This window comes from Streptomyces sp. NPDC019531 (assembly GCF_044903305.1).
GTDB lineage: Bacteria > Actinomycetota > Actinomycetes > Streptomycetales > Streptomycetaceae > Streptomyces.
This window is the reverse complement of sequence record NZ_JBJDQL010000001.1, coordinates 459,067-484,560: the sequence shown is the minus strand read 5'-3', so window position 1 is coordinate 484,560 and position 25,494 is coordinate 459,067. Positions and strand designations below refer to the sequence as shown.

Here is a 25,494-nt window from a genome sequence, read left to right as displayed (position 1 = left end):
GGTGGGGGGTGTCCGTCCTCGGTCCGGCGGGTGCTGTTGCTTCAACAGTTGCTCGGTAACGGACGCCGGCCGCTGCGGGCGGACACCCCCCACCCCGGCCCCTGCGCGCCGTACGCGGCTAAAGGTGCGTACACCGTCCCCACCTAGGGGCGCGGGGAACTGCGCGATCAGCCCCCACCGGGCCGCAGCTGTTCGACGGCCTCACGTGGCACAGCCATCGGCGCGTATCCCCTAACGGCCCAACCACACCCGGGCCCCCGCCCGAATCCTCCCTAACCTGGAGTGATGGGTGAGGACATCCGGCTGGCCGCGGTCGTCGCGTTGGCGCAGGGCATGGCGGCGGCCCACGGCTCGCGGGAGACGTGGCGGGCCGCTGCCGCCGGTGCGTGCCGTGCGCTCGGTGGGAGCTTTGCCGCGCTGTCCGTGTGGGAGCGGGAGCTGGGGCGGCTCAGGGTGCTGGTGAACGTGGGGGAGCGGACCGCGGGTGAGGAGGAGTTCCCCGACGGCGAGGCCTATCCCGTGCACCAGTTCCCGGAGATCACCGAGTTTCTGCACGAGCGGTGGGCCCGGGGCGGGGAGCCCAACGCCTGGGTGGAGACGGCGGAGGGGCCGGCGGCCGGGGTGCGGCCCGGGTATGTGCATCAGCGGGTCGCCGCGCTGCGCAGGAGGGGGCGTGGGTGCTGTGTCGTCGCTCCGATCGTGCTGAACGGGCGGGCCTGGGGGGAGCTGTACGTGGCCCGGCGCGCCGGTGACCCGGTGTTCGGGCGGGAGGACGCCGACTTCGCCACCGTGCTGGCCGCTGTCGTGGCCGCGGGTATCGCCCAGGCGGAGCGGCTGGAGGAGGCGAGACGGCTGGCGTTCACGGATGCGCTCACCGGGCTCGCCAATCGGCGTGCTGTCGATGTGCGGCTGGACGAGGCCGTCGAGCGGCACAAGCGGGACGGTGTCGTCGTCAGTCTTGTGGTGTGCGATCTGAACGGGCTCAAGCGGGTCAACGACACCCGTGGGCACGCCGTCGGTGATCGGCTGCTGGAGCGGTTCGGGTCGGTGCTGTCCTTGTGCGGTGCCATGGTGCCGGGAGCCCTCGCCGCGCGGCTCGGCGGAGACGAGTTCTGTCTGCTTGCGGTCGGGCCGTCCGCCGACGAGGTGGTGATGGCCGCCGGTGAACTCTGCCGTCGGGCCGGCGAGTTGGAGTTGGGGGAGGGGGTGGCCTGTGGGGTCGCGTCGACCGCGGATCCCATCGGGCCCGTGCGGTCCGCCCGGCGGCTCTTCCGGCTCGCCGATGCCGCGCAGTACCGGGCCAAGGCCGAGCGGGCCGCCAGACCGGTCGTCGCGGGGCGGGGAGGGGCCGAGGATCCCGTCGTACGGCTGGCTGATGAGACTCCTTCCGGACGGACGGCCGAGCGACGGCAGTTCCGGGGGCGCAGGCCGTGAGGCGGCCCCCCGTGTAAGGGGCATACCCCCTACCCAGTAGTGACATCCTGGCATTCAATGCGTACGCTCCTGAATATGGATATGCACACTGTGGTGGTGGGGACGTCCGGAGTCACCGCGTCCGACGTCCTTGCCGTGGCTCGGGGTGGTGCCCGGGTCGAGCTCTCCGAGGAGGCGGTCGCCGCTCTCGCCGCGGCCCGCGGGATCGTGGACGCGCTGGCAGCGAAGCCCGAGCCCGTCTACGGCGTCAGCACCGGTTTCGGTGCCCTCGCGACCCGGCACATCGGCCAGGAACTCCGGGCTCAGCTGCAGCGGAACATCGTGCGGTCGCATGCCGCGGGGATGGGGCCGCGGGTGGAGCGTGAGGTCGTACGGGCGCTGATGTTCCTGCGGATGAAGACCGCCTGTTCGGGACACACCGGCGTGCGGCCCCAGGTCGCGCAGACCATGGCCGATGTGCTCAACGCCGGGATCACACCGGTCGTCCACGAGTACGGCTCCCTGGGGTGTTCCGGTGATCTCGCGCCGCTGTCGCACTGTGCCCTCACCTTGATGGGGGAGGGGGACGCCGAGGGCCCTGACGGTGTCGTGCGGCCTGCCGGTGAGTTGCTCGCCGAGCACGGGATCGCGCCCGTCGAACTGCGGGAGAAGGAGGGGCTCGCCCTGCTCAACGGCACCGACGGCATGCTCGGGATGCTGGTCATGGCGCTCGCCGATCTGGAGATGCTGTACAAGTCCGCCGACATCACGGCCGCCCTGTCGCTGGAGGCCCTGCTCGGTACCGACAAGGTGCTCGCTCCCGAGCTGCACGCCATCCGGCCGCATCCGGGGCAGGGCGCCTCCGCCGCCAACATGCTGGCCGTGCTGAAGGGTTCGGAGCTCACTGGGCATCACCAGGACGACGCGCCCAGGGTCCAGGACGCCTACTCCGTGCGCTGCGCCCCGCAGGTCGCCGGGGCCGGGCGGGACACCATGGCGCATGCGCGGCTGGTGGCGGAGAGGGAGTTGGCGGCCGCGGTCGACAACCCCGTTGTGCTGCCTGGGGGCACCTCCCAGGCTCTTGGCTCTGGGGGAGGGCGGGTGGAGTCCAATGGCAACTTCCATGGTGCTCCGGTGGCCTATGTTCTTGACTTTCTCGCCATCGCCGTCGCCGATCTCGCGTCGATCGCCGAGCGGCGGACCGACCGGCTGCTCGACAAGAACCGGTCCCACGGACTTCCGCCGTTCCTCGCAGACGACGCCGGGGTCGACTCCGGACTGATGATCGCGCAGTACACGCAGGCCGCGCTGGTCAGTGAGTTGAAGCGGCTGGCCGTGCCGGCGTCCGCGGACTCGATTCCCTCCTCCGCGATGCAGGAGGACCACGTCTCGATGGGGTGGTCGGCCGCGCGCAAGCTGCGCACCGCCGTCGACAACCTCACCCGGGTCCTCGCCGTCGAGCTCTACGCCGCCTCACGCGCCGTCGAGTTGCGCGAGGGCCTGAGCCCGGCGCCGGCGACCCAGGCCGCCATCACCGCCGTACGGAAGGCGGGGGTCGAGGGTCCGGGGCCCGACCGGTTCCTGGCACCCGACCTGGCCGCGGCCGACGTGTTCGTGCGGGAGGGGCGGCTGGTCGCGGCGGTGGAGGCCGTGACCGGGCCGCTGCGCTAGACATGGGAAAAGGGTCCCGCCGTACGACTGCGGCGGGACCCTTCGGTGTTACTTGAGCTTGGCCAGCTGGGCGTCGATGACGGTCGTCGGGACCGGCGTCGCCTTGCCGCTGTCGAGCGAGGCGAGGTTGATCGTGTAGTACGAGGAGACGGTGTTGCCGACGCGGACCACCTCGGTGTTGATGGTGGCCGTGCCCTCGCCGTCCATGTCGGCGGCGACGGAGAACCCGACGGACTCGTCGCCCTTGCCGGAGGCCTTCACCGAAGCGACCTTGGTGACCTTCTGGGTCTCGCCCTGGGCCTTGATCGTGAAGCCGCCGGTGCAGGCCGCGGTGGCGTCGGACACGGCCTTGACGGCCTTCTCGGCGCCGTCCCCATCATAGGAGGACAAGCCCACGAAGGTGATCTCGATGTTGAGGGCGTTCTCCAGGGAGGCCTCGTCCGGGGACGCGGTGGCGGTGGGGCTCTTCGTGAGGGTGTAGCTCACGCTCGCGTCCGTGTCACCCGGCGCCAGGCCCGCCATGGCGTGGGCCAGCGGAGTGCACTCGGCCTTGTCGGTCTTCACTTCGCTCTTGGACTTCGGCAGGCTTTCGTCTGCGGCGTCGATCTCGTACCCCGCGAGATCGCCCTTGGCGAGCAGCAGCTTCTTCAACTCGGCCGCGCTCAGCGCCTTCGCGGTCGTGGAGGCGGTCGTGCTCGGGGAGGAGGCGCCGGATTCCTTGGAGTCGTCGTCCGAACCCCCGCCGCATCCCGTGATGAGGGCGAGCGACAGCACGCTCACGGTCGCCGTGGCGCCTATGCGCGCCCTCGATGATCTCTTCATGTGCGGACTATGAACGTTCTGCCAAGAAAACGTCAAGCGAGTACAAGCGGCTTCAAAAGCCCAGGCGTTCCCGGCGTACCGAATAGACGACGAAGCCCGCACCCAGCGTGAGGAACAGGGTGCCGCCGACGACGTACGGGGTGGTGTCGAAGCTGCCGGTGTCGGCGAGTTGGGTGCCGTCCCCGGAGGACTCCGCGCTCGTCGTGGTGACCCGCGCCTGTGCCGTGGCCTGCACTGACGGCTCTGATCTCGCCGGGTTGTCCTGGGTCGCGTTGGCGGACGGGACGAACCAGAGGGCACCCAGAAGGGTCCCCGCGGCGGTGGCGGTCAGCAACGGACGGCGAACGGATGACACGGAATATCGATCCCCTTGTGACGCTGGCGAATTGGCCGTGTGGAGCGATGTTAGTGAAAGGCGCGGGTCACGGGAAAGTCACGGGAGCGATGGGCTTTACGCTCCCGGCATGAGCACTGAAGAGACATCACGTTTTGTACGGCTTCGCGTGGAACTCGTCGTCGAGGTCGACGACCGGGAGGCCGTGACCAGGGCGGCCCTGGCTCGGATCGCGAACGATCCGGACATGCCGGGCGACGAGCGGACACACGCCGAGAGTGCTGTGACGGAAGACACTGCGGAGGCCCTCGCCTACCTCGTGGACCCGTTCGACCTGGTCGGGGAGGTGCCGGGGGTCGAACTCGCCCAGGCCTCCTGGAGCAGCGAGCACATCGAGTACGACCCGGATTCGCCGGACTGGGACCTCGACGAGGATGATGTCGAGGAGGGCGAGGAAGAAGAGGCCGCCGGCTGAGCATGCTTGGGGAAATCGTGACCCCGGGCGGCAACCGCCGTCCGGGGTTTCGTCGTCTCAGAGGTCGCACGGGCCGACAGACACACTCTCCGCCACAGCGGACGTGGTGTGCCCCACACCTTCTCAGAAGGTGGAACGGGACGAACCGGTCGTAGCGTTTAGTTTTTATTGACGGGGACTCTCGGGGTTTCTGGGGATTCGGCAACGATGGAGAAGCGTGTGATAATGGTCAGCAAGCGGCGCAGGGGCCTCACGGTCGCGTCCGCACTGCTCGGCGGAGTGCTGGTGCTCTCGGCCTGTTCCAGTAGCGGCGACTCGTCGTCGAGCGGCGGCGACACCTCGCAGGCCAAGGCCGACGAGGCGGCGGCGAAGAAGAGCTCCGCGGCCGAGATCAAGATCACGCCCAAGGACGGCTCGGACAACGCCTCCATCAACAACTCCGCCGCCGTCACCGTGAGCAAGGGCACGCTCACCGATGTGACGATGACGGCCACCGACGGCACCAAGGTGGCCGGCGAACTGTCCGCCGACAAGACCAGCTGGAAGCCCGAGGCCCAGCTGGAGCGCTCCACGACCTACAAGGTCGCCGCGGAGGCCAAGGACTCCGACGGCCTGGTCGCCCACGAGAACGCCTCGTTCACGACGGTCTCCCCGTCCAACAGCTTCATAGGCAACTTCACGCCGGAGGACGGCTCGACCGTCGGCGTGGGCATGCCGGTGTCGATCAACTTCGACAAGGCGATCACCAACAAGGCGGCCGTCCAGAAGGGCATCACCGTCTCCTCCAGCAGCGGTCAGGAGGTCGTCGGTCACTGGTTCAACGCCAACCGCATCGACTTCCGCCCCGAGGACTACTGGAAGGAGAACTCCACCGTCACGCTGAAGCTCGCGCTCGACGGGATCGAGGGTGCCTCCGGTGTGTACGGCGTCCAGCAGAAGACGGTCACTTTCAAGATCGGCCGCAACCAGGTCTCGTACGTCGACGCGAAGACCAAGCAGATGAAGATCACGCACAACGGCGCGACGATCAAGACCATCCCGATATCGGCCGGTTCGCCGGAGAACAAGACGTACGAAGGCGTCATGGTGATGTCCGAGAAGTTCAAGGAGACGCGCATGAACGGCGCGACCGTGGGCTTCACCGACGATGACGGCAAGGGCGAGTACGACATCAAGGACGTGCCGCACGCCATCCGCCTCACCAACTCCGGCACCTTCGTGCACGGCAACTACTGGGGCGCCAAGTCCGTCTTCGGCAACGTCAACACCAGCCACGGCTGCGTGGGCCTCTCCGACACCAAGGGCGCCAACGACACCGGCACGGCGGGCTACTGGTTCTACACCAACTCGATCATCGGCGACGTGGTGGTCGTCTCCAACACCGGCGACAAGACGGTGGCCCCGGACAACGGGCTCAACGGGTGGAACCTGAGCTGGGCGGACTGGAAGGCGGGGTCGGCGGTCTGACGGCCACGGCTCGACCGGACACATCGAGAGGCGGCTGCCCCGAAGGGTGGCCGCCTCTCGGTGTCTCGAGCGCCGTGAGTCCCCCGTTTTGACAGCCGTGTGACGGCTCGTCCCTGGCCCTCGGACAGGGTTCTCATGCAGCTCTTATTTGGGCCTTATCCAGTCATCACGCGCCGTACCTAGCTTGCGGCCATGTTCTTCACCTACCTGAGGCGCGAACTGCGCCGCCGCAGAAAGGCGGCCCTCGTCGTCGCCTCCGGGCTCGCGCTCGGGATCGCGCTGGTCATCGTGGTCAGCTCCGTGTCGTCCGGCATGGGGAAGGCCCAGGACAAGGTCCTCCAGTCGCTGTACGGGCTGGGCACCGACATGACGGTCACCAAGGCCGCCCAGCCGCAGGCCAGTTCGTCCGAGCGGCCGCGCTTCCAGTTCGACGCGCAGGACAACGGCTCCGACACGGAGCAGAGCACCGACCGGGTGATGGTGCAGGGCTTCCAGACCCTGGCCACCTCCACGGTCACCAAGGTCGACGGCCAGACCGGGGTCTCGGACGCCGCCGGCGGGCTGAGCCTTCAGGTCATCAAGGTGAGCGGGCAGTTCACCCGCGGTCAGTTCCAGCAGAACCAGAACAGCGGCGGCAACCAGCAGGGCGGCCCCGGCGGGAACGGCGGTGGCACCGGGCAGCCCCAGGGTGAAGTGCAGGGCGGCGGCGCCAACTTCGACGTCAACAACTACTCCGTCTACGGCACGGACGTCACCAAGCCCGCGCTCGGCCCGCTGACCTCCTCCAAGATCACCAGCGGCCGTACGTTCAAGTCGACCGAGGCCAACGCCAAGGTCGCCGTGCTCGACTCCGCGTACGCCAAGGAGAAGAAGCTCAAGGTCGGCTCCACCGTCACCATCAAGAGCGTCAAGTTCAAGGTGATCGGCGTCGCCACCGCGGACAGCGGGGACGCGGCCGCCAACGTGTACATCCCGCTCACGCAGGCGCAGACCCTCAGTGACTCGAAGAACAAGGTCACCACGATCTACGTCAAGGCGACCGACTCGCAGAAGATCGACGCCGTCAAGTCGACGATCCAGAAGAACATCTCGGGTACGACCGTCACGACCTCGGCCGACCTGGCCGACACCGTCTCCGGTTCGCTCTCCACGGCGTCCTCCCTTGCCACCAACGTCGGCAAGTGGCTGTCGATCGCCGTGCTCGTCGCCGCGTTCCTCGTCGCCGGTCTGCTGACCTCGTCCGCGGTGTCGCGTCGGGTGCGGGAGTTCGGCACGCTGAAGGCGCTGGGGTGGAAGTCGGGGCGGGTGACCCGGCAGGTCGTCGGCGAGGCGATGGTGAACGGGCTCCTCGGTGGGGCGCTGGGCATCGGGCTCGGGCTCGCGGGGGCGTACGTCGTGACGGCCATCAGTCCCACGCTGCAGGCGCAGTTGGGCAGCGGCGGTGGTGGCGGCAACGCCGGGCCCGGTGGGGGCGGTGGCTTCGGTGGCGGTCCTGGCCGGCAGGCGGCCGCCAAGACGCTGGACGTGGCGCTCACGGCTCCGGTCAGTCTGACGACCGTGGCGATCGCGGTCGGGCTGGCGGTGGCCGGTGGTCTCATCGCCGGGGCGTTCGGCGGCTGGCGTGCGTCGCGGTTGCGGCCGGCGGACGCGTTGCGCCGAGTCGAGTAGCGGACGTCGGCTGCGGCACCGGCACGCCTACGGATGTGCCGCGCGATCCGGTGTTGCGGCTGCGGGATCGTCGTGGCTTGTCGCGCAGTTCCCCGTGCCCCTGGGTGGGCTCAGTCACGCCGGCTCCCACCGTGCCCCCCCCGAAGGGGCGCGGGGAACTGCGCGACAAGCCCTCAACCGACCCGCAGCCGACAACGATCCGCACCACCCCGAACCCCACCCACCCAGGAGTCACCATGTACGAACTCAGAAGCGTCACCAAGCGCTACTCCCGAGGCAAGGACACCGTCGACGCGCTCGCCGGAGTCGACCTCACCATCGCCGACGGGGACCGTCTCGTCATCCAGGGCCCCACCGGCGGCGGCAAGTCCACCCTGCTCCAGATGCTCGGCGGCCTGGACAAGCCCACGGAGGGCGAAGTCGTGCTGGACGGGACGGACCTGGCCAAGCTCTCCGAGGCCAAGCTCACCAAGGTCCGCAGTGAGAACATCGGCTTCGTCTTCCAGTCCTTCAACCTGATCCCCACCCTCACCGCCCAGGAGAACGTCGAGACCGCCCTCGTACCCCTCGGCGTGAAGGGGAAGGAGCGCCGGGAGCGGGCCGCCGAGGCGCTGAGGTCCGTCGGGCTCGGCGAGCGCCTCTCGCACCTGCCCTCCGAGATGTCCGGCGGACAGCAGCAGCGAGTCGCCATCGCCCGCGCCCTCGTCAAGCAGCCGAAGGTGCTCCTCGCCGACGAACCCACCGGCAACCTCGACGAGTCGATGCGCGACGAGATCATGGACGTACTCGAACGCATGTGGAAGGAGCTCGGGTTGACCTTCATCATGGTCACCCACGACTCCGCCATCGCGAAGAAGGCCCCGCGCCTCGCCATCATCCGCAAGGGGAAGATCACGGTGAAGGAGAACGCCGCGTCCTGAGCCCGCCTCCTGAACGGTGGCCCCAACTCCCTCTGAACCCTGCGGTCTTGTAACAGACTTTGCTGTCAGGGACTTGTCTATTGAAGGCCGTGATCACCCCTCGGCATACTGCGAGCACCGGGGGGTGCACGCATAGGCGTGCGATCTGCCCCCCGGCCGGGTGAACGGGGAATTCGCCCGGTTCTTCTGCAAGGGGGAATCTTGCGCAGACAAGTGAAAAAGGCATGCGCGGCCACGATCGCCACGGCGGCCGCGGTGGCGCTGGCGGCGGGCATGACCAGCCCGGCGTCGGCGGACACGGCGTCGACGGCGAGCGCGCAGACGAACAAGGCGCAGCTCACGCCCAAGCACCGCATCACCCTGATCACCGGCGACCGTGTCGTCGTGGACGCCAAGGGCCGGGTCGTGGGCCTGGAGCCCGCGAAGGGCCGCGAACACATACCCGTCCAGCTCCGCAAGGCCGACGGCCACACCTTCGTGCTGCCGTCCGACGTGGTCCGCCTGGTGTCGGGCGGCAAGCTCGACCAGCGCCTGTTCGACGTCACCGAGCTCAACAAGGCCGCCACCCGCAAGTCCCAGAGCAAGGGACTGAAGGTGATCGTCGGCTACCAGGGCTCGGCGAGCGCCGCCAAGGAGGACGTCCGGGACGCCGGTACCCTCCGCCGCGCCCTGACCTCCCTGAACGCCGACGCCGTGCAGACGCCCCAGGACGACGCCCCCGAGCTGTGGGACGCCGTCACCAACGGCGACAGGACGGCCTCCGGCATCGCCCATGTCTGGCTCGACGGCGTCCGCAAGGCGAGCCTCGACAAGTCCGTGCCGCAGATCGGCGCCCCGACCGCCTGGGCCGCCGGCTACGACGGCAAGGGCGTCAAGATCGCCGTCCTGGACACCGGCGTCGACGCCACCCACCCGGACCTCAAGGACCAGGTGATCGCGGCGAAGAACTTCTCCACCTCCGCCGACGCGACCGACAAGTTCGGTCACGGCACCCATGTCGCCTCGATCGCGGCCGGCACCGGCGCGAAGTCGAACGGCAAGTACAAGGGTGTGGCGCCGGGCGCCAAGCTGCTCAACGGCAAGGTCCTCAGCGACGACGGCTACGGCGACGACTCCGGCATCCTCGCCGGTATGGAGTGGGCGGCCGAGCAGGGCGCCGACGTCGTCAACCTCAGCCTGGGCGGCGGCGACACCCCGGCGATCGACCCGTTGGAAGCCGAGGTCAACAAGCTCTCGGAGACCAAGGGCATCCTGTTCGCCATCGCCGCCGGCAACGAGGGCGACTTCGGAGACCAGACCATCGGCTCCCCGGGCAGCGCGGCCTCCGCCCTGACCGTCGGCGCGGTCGACGACAAGGACGCGCTGGCGTCCTTCTCCAGCCGCGGCCCCGGCCTCGACGGGCAGATCAAGCCCGACGTGACCGCGCCCGGTGTCGACATCACCGCCGCCGCGGCCCCGGGCAGCCTCATCGACCAGGAGGTCGGCGAGAACCCGGCCGGCTACCTCACCATCTCCGGTACGTCGATGGCGACCCCGCATGTCGCGGGCGCCGCGGCCATCCTCAAGCAGGAGCACCCGGACTGGACGTACGCCGAGCTGAAGGGTGCCCTGACGGGCTCCACGAAGGGCGGCAAGTACACCCCGTTCCAGCAGGGTTCGGGCCGTATCCAGGTCGACAAGGCCATCAAGCAGACCGTGATCGCCGACCCGGTGTCGGTGAGCTTCGGCACCCAGCTGTGGCCGCACACCGACGACAAGCCGGTCACCAAGCAGCTGACGTACCGCAACCTCGGTACGAAGGACGTCACGCTGAAGCTGGCGTCGACGGCGACCGACCCGAAGGGGCAGGCCGCTCCGGCCGGCTTCTTCAAGCTGGGCGCCACCACGGTGACCGTCCCGGCCGGCGGCAAGGCCTCCGTCGACGTCACCGTCGACACCAAGCTGGGCGGCACGCTCGACGGCGCCTACTCGGCGTACGTGACCGCGACGGGCGGCGGCCAGACCGTCCGTACGGCGGCCGCGGTGCAGCGCGAGGTCGAGTCGTACGACGTCACGCTGAACGTCCTCGACCGTGACGGCAAGCCGGCCAAGAACTACAACCTGGACCTGTCCGGCATCTCGGGCCTCGCCAACGGCAAGTGGTACACGCCGTACGAGGAGGACGGCTCGGTCACCGTCCGTGTGCCCAAGGGCGGTTACATCCTCAACTCCGCGTACTTCGTGGACCCGGAGGACATGGCCAAGGGCGCCGACTGGCTGGTCCAGCCGAAGCTGAACGTCACGAAGAACACGACGATCACGCTGGACGCGCGCAAGGCCAAGCCGGTCGACATCACCGTGCCGGACACGGCCGCCAAGTCCGAGTTCGCCTCCCCGGGCTTCCAGGTCCAGACCGCCAACGGCGGTTACGGCTACGGCTGGTTCCTGGACTCGTACGCGGGCTTCCGTACCGCGCACTTCGGTCCGCAGGTGACCGACGGCTCGCTCACCGAGCAGTTCGACGGCCACTGGAGCAAGGGCGCCACCGAGCAGTACGACACCGTGGCCGGCGGTCCGGTCAAGCAGTTCGCCACCGGTTACACCAAGCACTACAAGGCGAGCGAGCTGGCCAAGGTGAAGGTCGGCATGGGCGCGGGCGCGAGCGGCAAGAAGGGCTCGATCAACGCCGTGGGCTGGCTGCCCGGCTCCTTCTCCGCCTCCTCGATGGGTATCCCGCAGACCCTGCCCGGCACCCGCACCCTGCACCTGTCCACCCTCAGCGGTGTGAAGTGGCAGATGGACTTCGAGCAGTCCGGCGGCGTCGACGCGGACGGCTTCCCGATCTCCGAGGCGTACTACACGCTCGGTGCCTCGCAGTCCTTCCAGGGCGGCAAGTCGTACGCGAAGACCTTCAACACCGCGGTCTTCGGTCCGCATCTCAACGCCGACTTCGGTCTGTACCGCAACGGCAACGAGATCTTCGGCTCCCTCCCGCTGTTCGCGGACGGCCAGGGCCACGCCGGTTCCTCGGTGTTCACCTCGGTCAACACCACGCTGTACAAGAACGGTGTCAAGGTCGGCTCGAACGACGACCCGCTGTTCGGCGAGAAGACGTTCAAGGTCCCGGCCGGACAGGCCTCGTACAAGCTGACGACCTCGGTCAAGCGCAGTGTCAAGGTCGCGGCGGCCTCCACCCGAATCGACGCCAGCTGGACGTTCTCGTCCAAGAAGTCGGCCGACCTCACCAAGCTGCCCGCCTCCATGGTCCGCTTCAACGCGAAGACGGGCCTGGACAACAGGGTCGAGGCCGGCAAGACGGTCAAGATCCCGCTGACCGTCGAGGGCTCCGCCAAGGGCTCCAACCTGAAGTCCCTCGCGGTGTACGTGTCCTACGACTACGGCCAGACCTGGAAGAAGGTCACGGTCAAGGACGGCCAGATCACCGTGAAGAACCCGGCGAAGGGGAAGGCCATCTCCTTCCACGCCAAGATCGCCGACAAGAAGGGCAACAAGTCGACGATCTCGATCTACAACGCGTACTACGCCAAGTGAGGTGTAGGGCACGGTAGTTGAGAGGCCCGTCGGAAGCGCTGCTTCCGGCGGGCCTCTCGGTGTCTCAGGCGGCCGTCCAGGGCCTCGGCTTCTCGGGGTTGCGAACCGTCCAGATGCACCGGACCCGGTCCTGCGCGATCTCGAAGGCGAGCACGGCCTCGACGGTGCCGTCCAAACTCCGCCTCGCGCACCCGGCGGCGGGCACACGTGGCCAGCCGGCGATCAGGCCGCGGGCGTACGGCGGGCGACCTGACCGTGCGGGCGTGACCAGGACGGTCGTCGTCGACCTGGAACAGACCGGCACCGAGACCGGCCTCCAGGGCCGCGGCTCGACTTCACGGCCAGGGGCACCCTCGACCGCCGGGGCTGGGCATCACCTGGGGCAGGGGCATGGTGGCCCGCAAGGTGCGCCTGGAACTCGGCGTGGCCGTGATCCGGCAATCCTGATCCGGCCCCCGGAAGAGCAGCTTCCGACGGCCGCCCGTGTTTGAGTGGCCGTATGACCACAGAGACCGTCGAGTACATCCGCTACCGCATCCCGGCAGACCGCTCGGCGGAGTTCCTGTCCGCCTACACCCACGCCTCGGCCCTGCTGGCAGCGGCCCCGCAGTGCGTCGACTACGAGCTGGCGCGCTGCGAGGAGGACTTCGAGCACTACGTCCTGCGCATCACCTGGACCTCCACCGAGGACCACATGGAGGGCTTCCGCGAGTCGGAGCTGTTCCCGGACTTCCTGGCCGAGATCCGGCCGTACGTCGAGAACATCGAGGAGATGCGCCACTACAAACCGACGACGGTACGGGGGAGGGGCGCCTCGGTGCCCACCCTGTACGCGTGGGCGGGCGGTGCGGAGGCCTTCGCCCGGCTGACCACGGTGTTCTACGAGAAGGTCCTGGCCGACGACCTCCTGGCCCCGGTGTTCGCGGGCCTGGCCCCCGAGCACGCCGAGCATGTCGCCCTGTGGCTCGCGGAGGTCTTCGGCGGCCCGTCCGCCTACTCCGAGACCCAGGGCGGCCACGGCCACATGGTCGCCAAGCACATGGGCCGCGGCATCACCGAGCCGCAGCGCCGCCGCTGGGTGAACCTCATCCAGGACGCGGCCGACGAGGCGGGCCTGCCCACCGACGCGGAATTCCGCTCGGCGTTCCTCGCCTACGTGGAGTGGGGGACCCGGCTCGCGGTGTACTTCTCCGGCCCGGACGCGAAGCCGCCCGCCGATCAGCCGATGCCGCGCTGGAACTGGGGAGCGGCACCGCCGTATCAGGGCTGAGGGCTCGCGTGGAACGCGTCCGTTCCCCAGCTGGACAGCAGCCGTAGTGCCTCCGCGGAGGGGGAGCCCGGTTCCGCGTAGTAGGTGGTCAGGACCTGTTCGCTGCCGTCGGACAGCTGGAACGACTCGAAGTTCAGGCTCAGTTCGCCGACCAGGGGGTGACGCAGGCGCTTGACGCCGTAGTTCTTCTCCTTGACGTCGTGCGTGGCCCACAGGCGCCTGAACTCCTCGCTCTTGACGGAGAGTTCACCCACGAGGGCGGACAGGCCCGGGTCGTCCGGATGGCAGCCCGCGGCCATGCGCAGATACCTGACGACGTCGTGCGCCTTCTGGTCCCACTCCACGAACAGGTCACGGTACGCCGGCCTCAGGAACACCAGCCGGGCCCAGTTCCGCTCCTGCGCCGGCAGCTCCGACCAGTCCCCGAACACCGCCGCCGCCATCCGGTTCCAGGCGAGGATGTTCGCGTTGCGGCCGCCGACGTAGGCCGGGACCTCGATCGAGTCCACCAACTGGCGCACCGCGCCCCGCACCTGCTCGGTCCGCGCGGTGGCCTTCTTCTTGTGCTGCTTCGGCCTCGCGAGGTGCATGAGATGCGCGTGCTCGGCGTCGGACAGCCGCAGCGCACGGGCGATCGCGTCGAGGACCTCCGCCGAGACGTTCCGCCCGTTGCCCTGCTCAAGGCGGGTGTAGTACGCCACCGAGACGCCCGCCAGCTGCGCCAGCTCCTCGCGCCGCAGGCCGGGCACCCGGCGGTGCCGCCCGAAGTCCGGCAGCCCCACGTCCTGAGGCTTCAGCCGGGCCCGCCGGGTGCGCAGGAACTCGCTGAGCTCGGCACGCCGGTCCAGTGAGCCGCGTCCGGGCTGTTCCTCGGCCATGTCGTCCATACGTCAAGTATTCATCGTCGGACGCACGGCATCCTGTCCCCGCCAGTGGTAGGACCGGCGGACGTACGCAGAACCGTGGCCTGGGAGGATGCCGATTCCGCGGGCAGGCTGGTCACCGTGCCCGGACGGACGGACAGACAGAAGGCAGCCGGGCACGGACCCCCGCTAGGAGAACCCCCGGTATGACCACTGTCGCCGCATACGCCGTACCCGCCGCCAAGGCACCCCTGGAGCGCACCACCATCGAGCGCCGCGCGGTCCGCGAGCACGACGTGCTGATCGACATCAAGTTCGCGGGCATCTGTCACTCCGACATCCACCAGGCCCGTGAGGGCTGGGGCGAGGCCATCTTCCCGATGGTCCCGGGCCACGAGATCGCGGGCATCGTCTCCGAGGTCGGCCCTGGTGTCACCAAGTACAAGGCCGGCGACCGCGTGGGCGTCGGCTGTCTCGTCGACTCCTGCCAGGAGTGCGACAACTGCAAGGCCGGCCTGGAGCAGCACTGCACCGGCGGGAACGTCGGCACGTACAACGCCATCGGCAAGGACGGCGAGCCCACCTACGGCGGCTACTCCGAGAAGGTCGTCGTCGACGAGAACTTCGTCGTCCGTATCCCCGAGGGCCTGGCCCTCGACGAGGCCGCGCCGCTGCTGTGCGCCGGCATCACCACGTACTCCCCGCTCAAGCGCTGGGGCGCCGCCCCCGGCAAGAAGGTCGCCGTGATCGGACTGGGCGGCCTCGGCCACATGGGCGTCAAGATCGCGCACGCGCTGGGCGCCGAGGTCACCGTCCTCTCCCAGTCCCTGCGCAAGAAGGACGACGGCCTGAAGCTGGGCGCCGACCACTACTACGCGACCAGCGACGAGAGCACCTTCAAGGAACTCGCCGGCTCCTTCGACCTCATCCTCTCCACGGTCTCGGCGCCGCTCGACTTCGGCGCGTACCTCGGCCTGCTCAAGACGGGCGGCGCGCTGGTCAACGTCGGCGCCCCCGAGGAGCCCGTCGCGCTCAGCCTCTTCTCCCTCATAGCCGGCAACAAGACCCTCGCCGGTTCGATGATCGGCGGCATCGCCGAGACCCAGGAGATGCTGGACTTCTGCGCGGGGCACGGCATCGGCGCCGAGATCGAGCTGATCACCGCGTCGGAGATCAACGACGCGTACGAGCGCGTGATCAACAGCGATGTGCGGTACCGGTTCGTGATCGACACGGCGACGATCTGAGTCCCACCGTCTGAAAGGCCCCCGCCATGGTGCGGGGCCTTTCAACGTACGGCCGTCCGCCGCCCCAGCAGCCACAGCAGATACGGCCCTCCGACCAGCGAGGTCAGCGCGCCGACCGGGATCTCCAGCGGGGGCAGCAGCGTCCGGGCCGCGAGATCGGCGGCGACCAGCACGAACGCCCCCGTCAGCGCCGAGCACAGCAGCGGCAGCTGAGGTGTCCGGGTCAGTCGCCGGGCCAGCTGCGGCGAGGTCAGCGCGACGAACCCGATCGGCCCGGCGGCCCCGGTGGCGGTGGCGGCGAGCACCACCCCGAGCACGGTGAGGCCGAGCCGCACCCGGTTCACCCGCACGCCCAGCGCGGCGGCGGTGTCCACGTCGAGACCGAGCGGCCGCGCGGCCCTGCTCGCCCACACCAGCGCGGGCAGACACAGCAGGAGTACGACACCGAGGGGCCCCGCCTGCTCCCGGCCCCGCCCGTTGAGACTCCCGGTGAGCCACAGCTTGACCTGCTCGGCGGCTTCGAGCTCGGAGTCGGTGAGATACAGCTGGACGACGGCGGACAGGGCGACCCCGATCCCGACCCCGGTGAGCACGAAACGGCTCGCCTGCATCCCGCGCCGCCAGGCCAGCACATACACGAGGGCGGCGGCGACGAGTCCACCCACGACGGAGACGACCGGCATCGCGCCGGGCGAGGAGACGACTCCGGTCGCGAGCGCGAGCACGGTGGCAGCGGCGGCACCATGCCCGACGCCGATCACGTCCGGGCTGGCCAGGGGATTCCGGGTGACGGTCTGAATCAGGGCTCCGGCCAGACCCAGGGCTGCGCCCACGAGGGCGCCGAGCATGATCCGGGGGACGCGGAGTTCATTGACGACCAGGTCGTAGGGGCCGTTTCCGGTACGGAGGGTGTGCCAGACCTCGGCAAGGGAGATGTAGGTCTGGCCCAGGGAGGCGGAGGCGGTCATGGCGGCGAGGAGGACGGCGAGGAGGGCGACTGCGACGGCGACGGATCTCCGGTGGACGAGGAGGGAGAGGTCGGGGTGGGGCCGCAGGACGGTCGTTCGGCCGCGGGCCGGTGGGGGCTGTTCGCGCAGTTCCCCGCGCCCCTGAGTGGGTGCGGCGGGAGTCGGCCTGGCTGTACCCACCCAGGGGCGCGGGGAACTGCGCGAGCAACCACGACGCTCCCGCAGTCGCGAGACCACATGGCGAGGCACATCCGTAGGCGCGGCCTCACGCCGAGCACCACTCACGAAACAGCCCCTCGTCGCCGTACAAGCACCACCAGCACAGGCACTCCCACCAGCGCCGTCATGACCCCCGCCGGCACCTCCGCGGGAGCTCGCACCACCCGTCCCACCACATCCGCCGCCACCAGCAGCGCGGCCCCCAGCAGCGCGGACAGCGGCAGCATCGCCCGATGCCCGCCGGCGACGAGTCGTCGCGCCAGATGCGGTACCGCGAGCCCCACGAACGCGATCGGCCCCGCCGCGGCGACCGCCGCCGCGGTCAGCAGCGCTGCTCCCAGCGCCGCCGCCCCCCGCACCAGCGAAACCCGGTGCCCCAGCGCCCGAGCCGTCTCGTCCCCGAGGGCCACTGCGTCCAGTCCCCGGGCGCAGGCCAGCACGATCAACGCCCCGCCGACAAGAAACGGCAGCATCCGTACGACGGTCCCGGCGTCCCGTCCGCTCAAGGACCCCACCTGCCAGAACCGGAACTGGTCGAGGGTCGCCGAACTCGACGTGAGCACCACGGTCGTGGCCCCCGCCGTCATCGCCGACAGCGCCGTCCCCGCCAGCGCCAACTTCACCGGCGACGCCCCGCCCCGCCCCCGCGCGGCGACCGCGTACACCAGGCAGGCCGCGAGGACGGCCCCGGCGAAGGCGTACCAGACGTATCCGGAGAACCCGTTCGCGAGCCCGAAGCCGATGGCGAGCACCACCCCCGCCGCCGCGCCCTGGCTCAGCCCGAGGATCCCCGGGTCGGCGAGCGGATTGCGTGTCACGGCCTGGAGCGCGGCGCCCGCGATCCCCAGGGCGGCCCCGGCGGTGAGCCCGATCTCGGTCCGCGGCAGGCGCAGGGACCGTACGACGAGCGCGTCGGGGGACCCGCCACCCTGCAGCAGGGCGTCCACCACGGCGGACAGGGGCACCGACCGCGTTCCGACCGCGAGGCTGAGCGCCCCGGCGGCGGCCACCGTGAGGACCGCCGCGGGCCAGGCGAGACGACGTATCACGCGACTACTTGCCGATGTTCTCGGAGAGTTCCGAGATCACCAGGCGTGCGGCGGACGGTCCGGCGTTGAGGTACCAGGGGTCGTCGTCGACCTTCACGGCCTGGCCGGCCTTCACCGCCTTCATCGACTTCCACAGTGGCCCGGCGACGACGCTCGCCGCGTCCGTCTTCGACGCGTCCCCCTGCACGGAGTAGAAGATCCAGTCCCCGTCGGCGGTGTCGATGCTCTCCGCGCCGATGTCCTCCGAGATGGCGTTGAACCGCTGGGACTCGGGCCGTGCGAGCCCCATGTCGACGGCGATGGAACCGGTGAAGGACGAGACCCCGAACATGCGGGTGCGGTCGGGCGTGAAGCGGACCATGGAGACGGTCGGGTCGCCCTCGATCGCCGCGCCCTTCTCCCTGGCGTCGGCGACGATGCCGTTCAGCATGGTCCGCGCCGCCTGTCCCCTGCCGAGCGCGTCGCCGACGAGCAGCAGGTCGCGCTTCCAGTTGATGCCGTTGCCCGCGGTGATCACGGTGGGCGCGATCTTCGACAGCTTGGGATAGAGGTCGCCGAGGGAGTCGTTGGCGAGGATGAGGTCGGGCCTGGCCGCCGCGAGGGTCTCCAGGTTGGGTGCCTGCCGGGTGCCCGCGTCGGTCATGGCGGAGAGCTGCTTCTTGTACGTGGGGAAGGCGTCCGCGAGGTAGTCGGGCACGAGCCCGGCGTTGTCGGCGCGGGTGGTGGCCGTGGGTACGACGCCCAATGACAGCAGGTCGTCGAGCTGACCGGTGCTGAGCACGGCGATCTTCTTCGGCTCGGCGCTGATCGTGGTCTCGCCCTTGAAGTGCGTGACCGTCCGCGGGAAGGTCCCGTCGGTGTCCTGGTCGGAGCCCATGCCGGCGGCGAGGGAGCTCGGCGCGGCGGAGGGGCCCTCGGAGGCGCCCAGCACCGGGTTCCGTTCCGCCTTCTCGGTCGTTCCGCCGGTGTCCGACGACGAGCAGCCGGCGAGCAGCCCTCCGACGACGATCGAGGCCAGGACGACCCGCACTGCTGCTGTACGCACGACTACTCCGGATGACGCTGGTTCGCTAAGGCAAGGCTTACCTTAACCGCTCGCGGAGTATGGTCGGGAGGAGGAGGCCTCCACGATGACCGTTCAGCTGAACCACACCATCGTCGCCGCGCACGACAAGCACGCCTCGGCCCGCTTCCTGGCCGACATCCTGGGCCTGGCGGTGAGCCCGCAGTACGGCCCCTTCATCCCCGTCGAGATCCCCAACGGCGTGACGCTCGACTACATGGACACGACCGGCGAGATCACGCCCCAGCACTACGCGTTCCTCGTCTCCGAGGACGACTTCGACACGATCTTCGCCCGTGTCGAGGAAGCGGGGCTGACGTACTGGGCGGACCCCTTCCACCACCGCCCCGGCGAGATCAACCGCAACGACGGCGGCCGGGGCGCGTACTTCGACGATCCGGACGGGCATCGGCTGGAGATACTCACGCGGCCGTACGGGAGTGGGGGCTGAGGTTTCCCGCGTTGCCCACGGGGTGTCGGCGGGGTGCGGGCGGGGTGTTATCGAGGGTGTCAGCGGGATGCACACCGGGTGTCATCGGGGTTGTTCAGCGGGATGCACACGGGGCGTCACCGGGGTCAGCGGGCCGTGTTCGTCTGCCAGAGCACCGTGCCGCCGTCCTCGATCACCACGTTCCCGTCGGCCCGCAGCACCAGGACCGCGTCCGGGTGTCCGAAGGAGCCGGCTCCCCACACCGCCTTGTCGTCCGCATTGGAGACGACCAGGTTGCCGTCCCTCTGGAAGCCGGCGTGGTCGCCCCTGCCCTGGGTCATCGCGGCCCACAGCGGACGGCCGTTCGCGTCACTGATCACCAGGTTGCCGTCGGTCTGCATGGTCAGTCGCACCTTGCCGTTCGCCACGGAGGCGCCGGGGGCGAGGTCGTAGGGGGAGGTCAGGACCTTGCGGGTGCCGGTGGCCGGTTCCGTGTCCGGTGCAGCGGAGGGGGTCGCGGAGGCGGACGGGGTGGGCCTTGGCGTCGGTGTTGACGGGGCCGCCGACGCGGACGAGCCGTCGCCGGTGACGAGATGAGCGGTGAGGACTCCGGCGAGGCCCATGACGACCAGGGCGGCTGCCGCGAGGGTCAGGCGTACGGGACTTCGGCGCCAGGAGGCGACGGCCCTGGGGGCAGGGACGGTCGGGGTCGGGACCTCGGAAGGACGTGCGCCGCCGATCGGACGGGCCCGGAATCGTCCGGAACCCTCGTGCGTTGAGGAGGGTGGGCACAGGACGCCGGTGGTGTGCGAGCAGAGTGGCCCGAGTGACCGAGCCGACAGATATGGGAGGGCCGCAATGGCCGCGCAGACGCAGAGGGCCGTGTTGGCGGGCGGATGTTTCTGGGGCATGGAGGAGCTGATCCGCCGGCTTCCGGGCGTGACGGCCACCCGGGTGGGATACACCGGGGGTGACGTGCCGAACGCGACGTACCGCAACCACGGCACGCACGCGGAGGCCATCGAGATCCTCTACGACCCCGAGCAGACCGAGTTCCGCACACTCCTGGAGTTCTTCTTCCAGATCCACGACCCGAGCACCAAGAACCGCCAGGGCAACGACATCGGCCTCAGCTACCGCTCGGCGATCTACTACGTGGACGACGCGCAGAAGCGGATCGCCGAGGACACCATCGCGGACGTGGACGCCTCCGGCCTGTGGCCCGGAAAGGTGGTCACCGAGGTGGAGCCGGTGGGCCCCTTCTGGGAGGCCGAGCCCGAGCACCAGGACTACCTCCAGCGCTACCCGGACGGCTACACCTGCCACTTCCCGCGGCCGGGATGGCGGCTGCCCGCCCGCGCCGAGGGCTGAGCTCAGAGCTCCACAGCCCAGAGATCCGTCACCCTGCCCCGCGCAACCGAAGCAGGTACGTCGCGGTCAGTGCGACGGCACGGTCCCCGTCGTACGACAGTGCCACGAGGGCGCGTGAGGCCGTGGTCCCCGGGATGTCCGCCAGCGCCTGGGTCAGCCGGGCGCGGGCGGGCGCCTCGGCGGTGTCGTGGCCCAGACGGTCGACGAGCCCGGCGGCGATCCGATCCGCCGTCGCGGTGTCGCTCGCCAGCATGCCCAGCGCATCGGCCGCGTCGGTGTCGTTCGGCCCGGCCACGATCATGTCGATGAGCACCGGGACGGCATCCGCCGCTCCACGCGTCCCGAGGGCCAGAGCCGCATGACCGCGGACCACGGCGTCGGGATCCGCGAGGGCGTCACGCAGCCGGGCGGTGGACTCGTCACCGGGCATCTCGGCAAGGGACCGAACGGCACGTTCCCGTACCGCGGCCACCGGGGAGCGGAGACCTTCCGCCAGGAGTGCCGCGCTGCCGTCGCCCGATCGTGCCAGCGCCCATCGAAGGGCTCCGGCGACGTTCGGGTCCGTCTCCCTGAGGACCGCCTCGACCAGGGCCTCCATCGGTACCGGGATCTCCTCGACCGAGGACAGGGCGGCGCGCTGGCGGGCGGCGGCGCTCGTCGACCCCAGTGCCTGGAGAATCCCGACCACCTGGAGCACGTCCTCCCAGTCGGCGGGTTCCGCGGCATCGATCCGGCTCAGCCGTGTGAGCAGCTCGGTCTCGGCCGCGATGCGTTCGCGCGTCTGACGGATGAGGTCGCTGACGAGCGCCGAGGGCGTGAAGCCGGGGTCGTCGAGCGCGCGTCCGATCTCACGCAGCGACAGCCCCAGCGACCTCAGGCTCTCGATGTGGAAGATCCGCCGGATGTCGTCGCCGGAGTACTCCCGGTAGCCGGAAACCGTACGCCCCGAAGGGCGCAGCAGGTCGAGGGACTCGTAGTGCCTGAGCATGCGGGCACTGACCCCGGACCGTCGAGCCACCTCACCGATCAACACGTCCTAGCGTCCCTCCTGGCCGGACCCGCCGAGGGCCACGATGCGCTTCGCCTCCCCGACCGCGAACTCGAATCCGACATCAGGGTCGCGCAGCAGTTGTTCCGTGGCGAGCGCGTGTGTACGCACCCGTGCGTCGGGGGCTTTCGTCGCGGCCCGCAGAGCCGGCAGTACGGCCTCTTCGAGCGCGCTGTCGCCCCGTGAGGCCAGTGCGACCAGCGCCCGGCTGAGACTCAGCTGGGTCTCCCGCGCACCGCGCCCGAGCTGTGTCGCCAGTACCGTGGCCAACCCGGACTCCTCGCCCTCCGGCACCAGCACGACCGCGGTCCGCCAGGCGCTCCGCGCCACCTCGTCGTCGGCGTCGGACAGCAGCGCCCGTGTGATCGCGGGCCACGCCCGCCGATCGCCGATCTTGGACAGCGTGTGCAGCGCCTGGCTCCGCGCCTGCGGCCGCTCCGAGCGGAGCTCGCTGAGCAGCGCGGGGAGTGTCACGGACACCGGGTGGCGGGTGAGGGCCCAGGTGAGCATGTCCCGGACGAAGAACTCGGGCTCGACCGCGCACCGCTCGACGAGCGTGTCGACGTACCGCGGCTCCGGCGCCGTACCGAGCACCAGAGCCGCCCGCAGTCGTACGGACGAACGGCCGTCCTCCAGGCCCTGGAGCGCCCGCATCGCGTCTGCGCCCTGTTCCTGTTCCTGTCCCTGCCCCGTCATGGTCACCGAGACCACCTCCTCGGCAAGCAGTGAAGGCCTTGCCACGGTGTCAAGGTCAAGGGGCTTCCGTGCCGCCGCCCGTGTTCGCCAGGCTCAGATCCCGCATCCGGCAGTACTCGCCCGCCGGGTCGCCCCGGTACCGCCACGGCAGCGCGTCCACGTATCCGTCGACCAGCCGGAACTGTTCCACCGCCGCCTCGTCCCGGTCCTGCAGACACAGGTAGTACGCCAGCAGGTGCCGGACCTCCGGCAGCCGCGGGTGCGTCGGATCGGCCGCCGCCGCGTCCGCGAGCGCCGCGTCCACCAGGGCCCGCATCTCCGGCGTGCGGTCGGCGTCCGTCGTGTCCGACTCGTCGTGCTCGAAGTGCGCGATCAGCGGGAACGCCGTCATCAGGCTGCCCAGGGGCGCCTTCGCCGCAGCCTGAGCCGCGAAGTCCCGGGCCAGCTTCTCCGAGCCCCGCCACTTGGCGCACCAGTACTGCAGTGCCATGTAGTGGGCCTCGTAGTGGTGCGGGTCGCGGTCGGTTATCTCCTTCCAGACGCGTTCCATCTCGATGTGCGGATCACCGAGCCCCAGGGCGGTCGAGATCCGTCCGATGTACGGCACCGGGTCGCCCTCGACGCCGAGCGCGGCCGCCCGCTCGTGCTGTGCGCGGGACTCTTCCATGAGCCGGTGAAAGCCCTGGAACTGCTCGGAGGTGGTGTGCTTCGCCCGCTTCGCGCCACGGACCTTCCCCGCCAGCGCCACCGTGCTGCGCGCCCGCACCAGCGCGGCGCCCGGGTCGTCGGGGCGGGCGGACTCCCAGGCCAGCAGCCAGGTGTCGTCCTCGGCGGCGGCGCCCGCGAGCCACCCGCTGTGGGCGGAGCGGTGCTCCCAGTCCCGCTCGGCGGCCGTCGCGCTCAGCAGGTCCGCGGCGGGCTGCCAGTCCCCGGCCCTGGCCGCGTCGAGCGCAGCGGTGAGTACGGCCGGGACCGGCGCCGCGGAGTCCTTGTTCTGCTGCTCGGGCGGCAGCAGCCCGAGGGCGGCGGCCGCCGCGGGCAGCTCGTACGGCTTGTCGGCGTCGTCGTCGGACTCGTCCGCTCCGCGCCAGCCCTCGACCGCGCCCTGGACGATGGCCTTGAGGAAGTACAGGCCCAGAGTGAGCAAGGGCAGTCCGACGAGGGCCAGAACGACCCAGAGGATGATCACAGGGCACCTCGCTGAGGGGATTCGTGGGTGAGCAGCGCCCGCAGCGGCGCGGTGTCGGGGGTGTCGGCGACCGCCGGGGCGACCACCTCGTCGAGATCGGTCTCGGTGCCGTCGACGGCGGGCGGCAGATGCGGAATCGCCGACCGCTCCCAGGAGAACTCCCAGCGCAGCAGCCCCCGCGTGTTCAGCTCGGCCAGCGCCATGCCCGTCAGCGACCTGTGCAGGGTCGGCCGTACGAACTCACGGAACACCCGCCCCTGAGCGGCGGCCGCCTCGTCGGACAACGGCAGCCGCTTCGCCAGCTGCCACAGCCGTCCGTCCTCGATCAGGTCGAGCAACGCGGTCAGCGTCGGCTGCTCGTTGGTGTACGCCACGTACGCCCGGTGCAGCGGCGAGGTCCCGGCGCGGAACGACTGCGCCATCACCAGATCGAGCAGCTCCTGCCAGTCGGCGGTACGGCGGAACCGCCGCACCTCCTCGGTCAGGACCGCGTCCTCCAGCTCCGCCAGCGTCCGCCGCGGGTCGGCCAGGAGGTCGAGGGCGGCGCCGCGGGCCTCGTCCGCGCGTCCGTCGTCGGGCAGTCCCTCGATCCGGCGGACCCGTTCGGCGATCGGCGGATGCGAGTCGTACGGCGACGAGGGCCCCGTCGGCGGATTGTCCCGCCGGTCGACCAGCTCCAGTTGCCGGGCGCTCAGCATCCGGCCGAAGCCGCCGAACATCTCACCGCGCGGCGGCAGCAGCTCCTGGCCGGTGCCGAGGGTGGCATAGCAGTCCATGTAGAAGTCGAACGCCCCGTCCAGCACCGGGATCTCGCGCAGCGCCGACGCGGTCGCGTCCCGGCCGGTGATCCGGGCGGCCGCGGCGTCGGCGGCATACTCCTGGCGGCGGGAGACGGAGAGCGTGGCGCGGAAGTACAGCTTGGCGTAGCCGACGTAGATCTTCGCCATCGCGCGGTACGTGATGCCCGCGTTGCCGGTGTCGACCTCCTTGGCCTGCTTGCCCTTCGCCTCGGCCTTGGTGTTCTTCTTCTCCTGCTTGGCCTGCTCGCGTGCCGCGGTCCGGTCGGCGCGCTGCTCGAAGTGCCTGATGGTGCGCAGCACTTGGGCGCGGCCGCGCACGGTGAGGGCGGAGAGCCGGGTGTCGGAGTTCGAGTAGTGGCCCAGCTCATGCGCGAGGACCGCCCGCAACTGGGCCTGCGACAGCCCCTGCAACAGGGGTACACCGAGGTAGAGGCGGCGCGGTCCGGGCAGCAGGCCGAGCAGCCGGGCGTCCTCGGCGACGGCGGCGTTGACGTCGGCGGTCAGGACGATCCGGGACGGGCCGGCGGTGCCGACCTCGTCGGCCAACTCCCTCACCGTCCGCCAGAGTTCCGGTTCGTCGGCCTCGGTGACGGGCAGGCCCGCCATCTCCTCGTCCTGCGGGGTGCGCAGCATGAACAGGCCACGCACCAGCGGGATCGCCAGCAGCACGGAGACGATGACCAGCTTCCCCGCGAGACTGGTCGGGGCGTGCAGGAGCAGCAGATAGTCGGCGCCGGCCAGAGCGGCCAGCAACAGGACGCCGAGCAGATAGAAGCCGGCGAGCAGCAGAAGAGCGCGCAGCGCACGCAGAGTCGTGCCCATTGGGCAGAGTCCCCCCACAGGACGGATCAAAAGATCAGCGATCAAGGAACGCGGTCCGGCCGGCCGATGAGCGCTTCAGATCGTGCTCATGACCACACACGGGTGAGCGCGGAGTATGACCGAACGGTCCCCCCTGAGGCAAGATCGCGCCCGGGAAG

22 protein-coding genes are annotated in these 25,494 nt (G+C 70.1%); 11 read left to right on the top strand and 11 right to left on the bottom strand.

The window, feature by feature from the left end; genetic code table 11:
- Window positions 1-285: 285 nt before the first annotated feature.
- Both ACI2L1_RS02250 and hutH read left to right on the top strand, forming a co-directional pair.
- Window positions 286-1,434 carry a diguanylate cyclase domain-containing protein gene (locus ACI2L1_RS02250; RefSeq protein WP_404737400.1) on the top strand — a complete coding sequence of 383 codons (1,149 nt, stop codon included), beginning with the start codon at window positions 286-288 and terminating at the stop codon, window positions 1,432-1,434.
- An 81-nt stretch (window positions 1,435-1,515) separates the two neighbouring features.
- Window positions 1,516-3,084, top strand: coding sequence for a histidine ammonia-lyase (gene hutH / locus ACI2L1_RS02245; protein ID WP_404737424.1), 1,569 nt, complete (start codon window positions 1,516-1,518; stop codon window positions 3,082-3,084).
- A gap of 48 nt (window positions 3,085-3,132) precedes the next feature.
- Here hutH and ACI2L1_RS02240 read toward each other — a convergent pair whose 3' ends face one another.
- Together ACI2L1_RS02240 and ACI2L1_RS02235 are read right to left on the bottom strand one after the other, a co-directional pair.
- The gene (locus ACI2L1_RS02240; RefSeq protein WP_404737399.1) at window positions 3,133-3,906 is read right to left on the bottom strand and encodes a hypothetical protein; all 774 of its coding nucleotides are present in this window, start codon (window positions 3,904-3,906) and stop codon (window positions 3,133-3,135) included.
- A 52-nt stretch (window positions 3,907-3,958) separates the two neighbouring features.
- Window positions 3,959-4,240 (bottom strand): LPXTG cell wall anchor domain-containing protein, encoded by a 282-nt coding sequence (locus ACI2L1_RS02235; protein ID WP_404737423.1) that lies wholly within the window; start codon window positions 4,238-4,240, stop codon window positions 3,959-3,961.
- A gap of 130 nt (window positions 4,241-4,370) precedes the next feature.
- Here ACI2L1_RS02235 and ACI2L1_RS02230 point away from each other — a divergent pair, with 130 nt between their 5' ends.
- The 6 genes from ACI2L1_RS02230 (at window position 4,371) to ACI2L1_RS02205 (ending at window position 13,571) form a co-directional block, all read left to right on the top strand.
- Window positions 4,371-4,715: a hypothetical protein gene (locus tag ACI2L1_RS02230; RefSeq protein WP_404737398.1), complete on the top strand. Its 345-nt coding sequence runs from the start codon at window positions 4,371-4,373 to the stop codon at window positions 4,713-4,715.
- Between the two features lie 207 nt (window positions 4,716-4,922).
- Window positions 4,923-6,182, top strand: a complete 1,260-nt coding sequence (locus ACI2L1_RS02225; protein ID WP_404737397.1) for an Ig-like domain-containing protein — start codon at window positions 4,923-4,925, stop codon at window positions 6,180-6,182.
- 192 nt (window positions 6,183-6,374) lie between these two features.
- Complete coding sequence (locus ACI2L1_RS02220) at window positions 6,375-7,850, top strand: ABC transporter permease (RefSeq protein WP_404737396.1); 1,476 nt, start codon at window positions 6,375-6,377, stop codon at window positions 7,848-7,850.
- A 236-nt stretch (window positions 7,851-8,086) separates the two neighbouring features.
- Window positions 8,087-8,770, top strand: a complete 684-nt coding sequence (locus ACI2L1_RS02215) for an ABC transporter ATP-binding protein (protein WP_404737395.1) — start codon at window positions 8,087-8,089, stop codon at window positions 8,768-8,770.
- A 213-nt stretch (window positions 8,771-8,983) separates the two neighbouring features.
- Window positions 8,984-12,301 (top strand): S8 family serine peptidase, encoded by a 3,318-nt coding sequence (locus ACI2L1_RS02210; protein WP_404737422.1) that lies wholly within the window; start codon window positions 8,984-8,986, stop codon window positions 12,299-12,301.
- A 499-nt stretch (window positions 12,302-12,800) separates the two neighbouring features.
- Window positions 12,801-13,571, top strand: a complete 771-nt coding sequence (locus ACI2L1_RS02205; RefSeq protein ID WP_404737394.1) for a group II truncated hemoglobin — start codon at window positions 12,801-12,803, stop codon at window positions 13,569-13,571.
- Here ACI2L1_RS02205 and ACI2L1_RS02200 read toward each other — a convergent pair.
- Entirely contained in the window at window positions 13,562-14,458 is an 897-nt protein-coding gene (locus ACI2L1_RS02200; RefSeq protein WP_404737393.1) for a helix-turn-helix domain-containing protein, read from the bottom strand. The genes ACI2L1_RS02205 and ACI2L1_RS02200 overlap by 10 nt on opposite strands.
- A gap of 182 nt (window positions 14,459-14,640) precedes the next feature.
- On the opposite strand from ACI2L1_RS02200, the gene ACI2L1_RS02195 reads away from it, so the two are divergent.
- The gene (locus tag ACI2L1_RS02195) at window positions 14,641-15,681 is read left to right on the top strand and encodes an NAD(P)-dependent alcohol dehydrogenase (RefSeq protein ID WP_404737392.1); all 1,041 of its coding nucleotides are present in this window, start codon (window positions 14,641-14,643) and stop codon (window positions 15,679-15,681) included.
- Between the two features lie 41 nt (window positions 15,682-15,722).
- On the opposite strand, the gene ACI2L1_RS02190 is transcribed toward ACI2L1_RS02195, so the two are convergent.
- The 3 genes from ACI2L1_RS02190 to ACI2L1_RS02180 all read right to left on the bottom strand — a co-directional run bounded on the left by ACI2L1_RS02190 (window position 15,723) and on the right by ACI2L1_RS02180 (window position 18,962).
- Entirely contained in the window at window positions 15,723-16,829 is a 1,107-nt protein-coding gene (locus tag ACI2L1_RS02190; RefSeq protein ID WP_404737391.1) for a FecCD family ABC transporter permease, read from the bottom strand.
- Between the two features lie 101 nt (window positions 16,830-16,930).
- Window positions 16,931-17,917 carry a FecCD family ABC transporter permease gene (locus tag ACI2L1_RS02185; RefSeq protein ID WP_404737390.1) on the bottom strand — a complete coding sequence of 329 codons (987 nt, stop codon included), beginning with the start codon at window positions 17,915-17,917 and terminating at the stop codon, window positions 16,931-16,933.
- 4 nt (window positions 17,918-17,921) lie between these two features.
- Window positions 17,922-18,962 (bottom strand): iron-siderophore ABC transporter substrate-binding protein, encoded by a 1,041-nt coding sequence (locus ACI2L1_RS02180; RefSeq protein ID WP_404737389.1) that lies wholly within the window; start codon window positions 18,960-18,962, stop codon window positions 17,922-17,924.
- A gap of 85 nt (window positions 18,963-19,047) precedes the next feature.
- On the opposite strand from ACI2L1_RS02180, the gene ACI2L1_RS02175 reads away from it, so the two are divergent.
- Entirely contained in the window at window positions 19,048-19,431 is a 384-nt protein-coding gene (locus tag ACI2L1_RS02175; protein WP_404737388.1) for a VOC family protein, read from the top strand.
- 125 nt (window positions 19,432-19,556) lie between these two features.
- Here the strand turns inward: ACI2L1_RS02175 and ACI2L1_RS02170 are convergent, their stop codons facing one another.
- A complete protein-coding gene (locus tag ACI2L1_RS02170) occupies window positions 19,557-20,033 on the bottom strand; it encodes a hypothetical protein (RefSeq protein WP_404737387.1) in 477 nt (158 codons plus the stop codon).
- Window positions 20,034-20,268: 235 nt separating this feature from the next.
- Between ACI2L1_RS02170 and msrA the strand changes: the two genes are divergently transcribed.
- On the top strand, window positions 20,269-20,781 hold the full coding sequence (msrA, locus tag ACI2L1_RS02165; RefSeq protein WP_404737386.1) for a peptide-methionine (S)-S-oxide reductase MsrA: 513 nt from the start codon (window positions 20,269-20,271) through the stop codon (window positions 20,779-20,781).
- Window positions 20,782-20,809: 28 nt separating this feature from the next.
- Here the strand turns inward: msrA and ACI2L1_RS02160 are convergent, their stop codons facing one another.
- Genes ACI2L1_RS02160 through ACI2L1_RS02145 form a run of 4 tightly spaced genes read right to left on the bottom strand, consistent with a single transcriptional unit; the run spans window position 20,810 to window position 25,336 of the window.
- Window positions 20,810-21,814 (bottom strand): MerR family transcriptional regulator, encoded by a 1,005-nt coding sequence (locus ACI2L1_RS02160; RefSeq protein ID WP_404737385.1) that lies wholly within the window; start codon window positions 21,812-21,814, stop codon window positions 20,810-20,812.
- A gap of 3 nt (window positions 21,815-21,817) precedes the next feature.
- A complete protein-coding gene (locus ACI2L1_RS02155) occupies window positions 21,818-22,525 on the bottom strand; it encodes a HEAT repeat domain-containing protein (RefSeq protein ID WP_404737421.1) in 708 nt (235 codons plus the stop codon).
- A gap of 55 nt (window positions 22,526-22,580) precedes the next feature.
- A complete protein-coding gene (locus tag ACI2L1_RS02150; RefSeq protein WP_404737384.1) occupies window positions 22,581-23,714 on the bottom strand; it encodes a hypothetical protein in 1,134 nt (377 codons plus the stop codon).
- Window positions 23,711-25,336 carry a M48 family metalloprotease gene (locus ACI2L1_RS02145; protein WP_404737383.1) on the bottom strand — a complete coding sequence of 542 codons (1,626 nt, stop codon included), beginning with the start codon at window positions 25,334-25,336 and terminating at the stop codon, window positions 23,711-23,713. Before ACI2L1_RS02145 ends, ACI2L1_RS02150 begins: the two co-directional genes overlap by 4 nt.
- Window positions 25,337-25,494 lie beyond the last annotated feature (158 nt).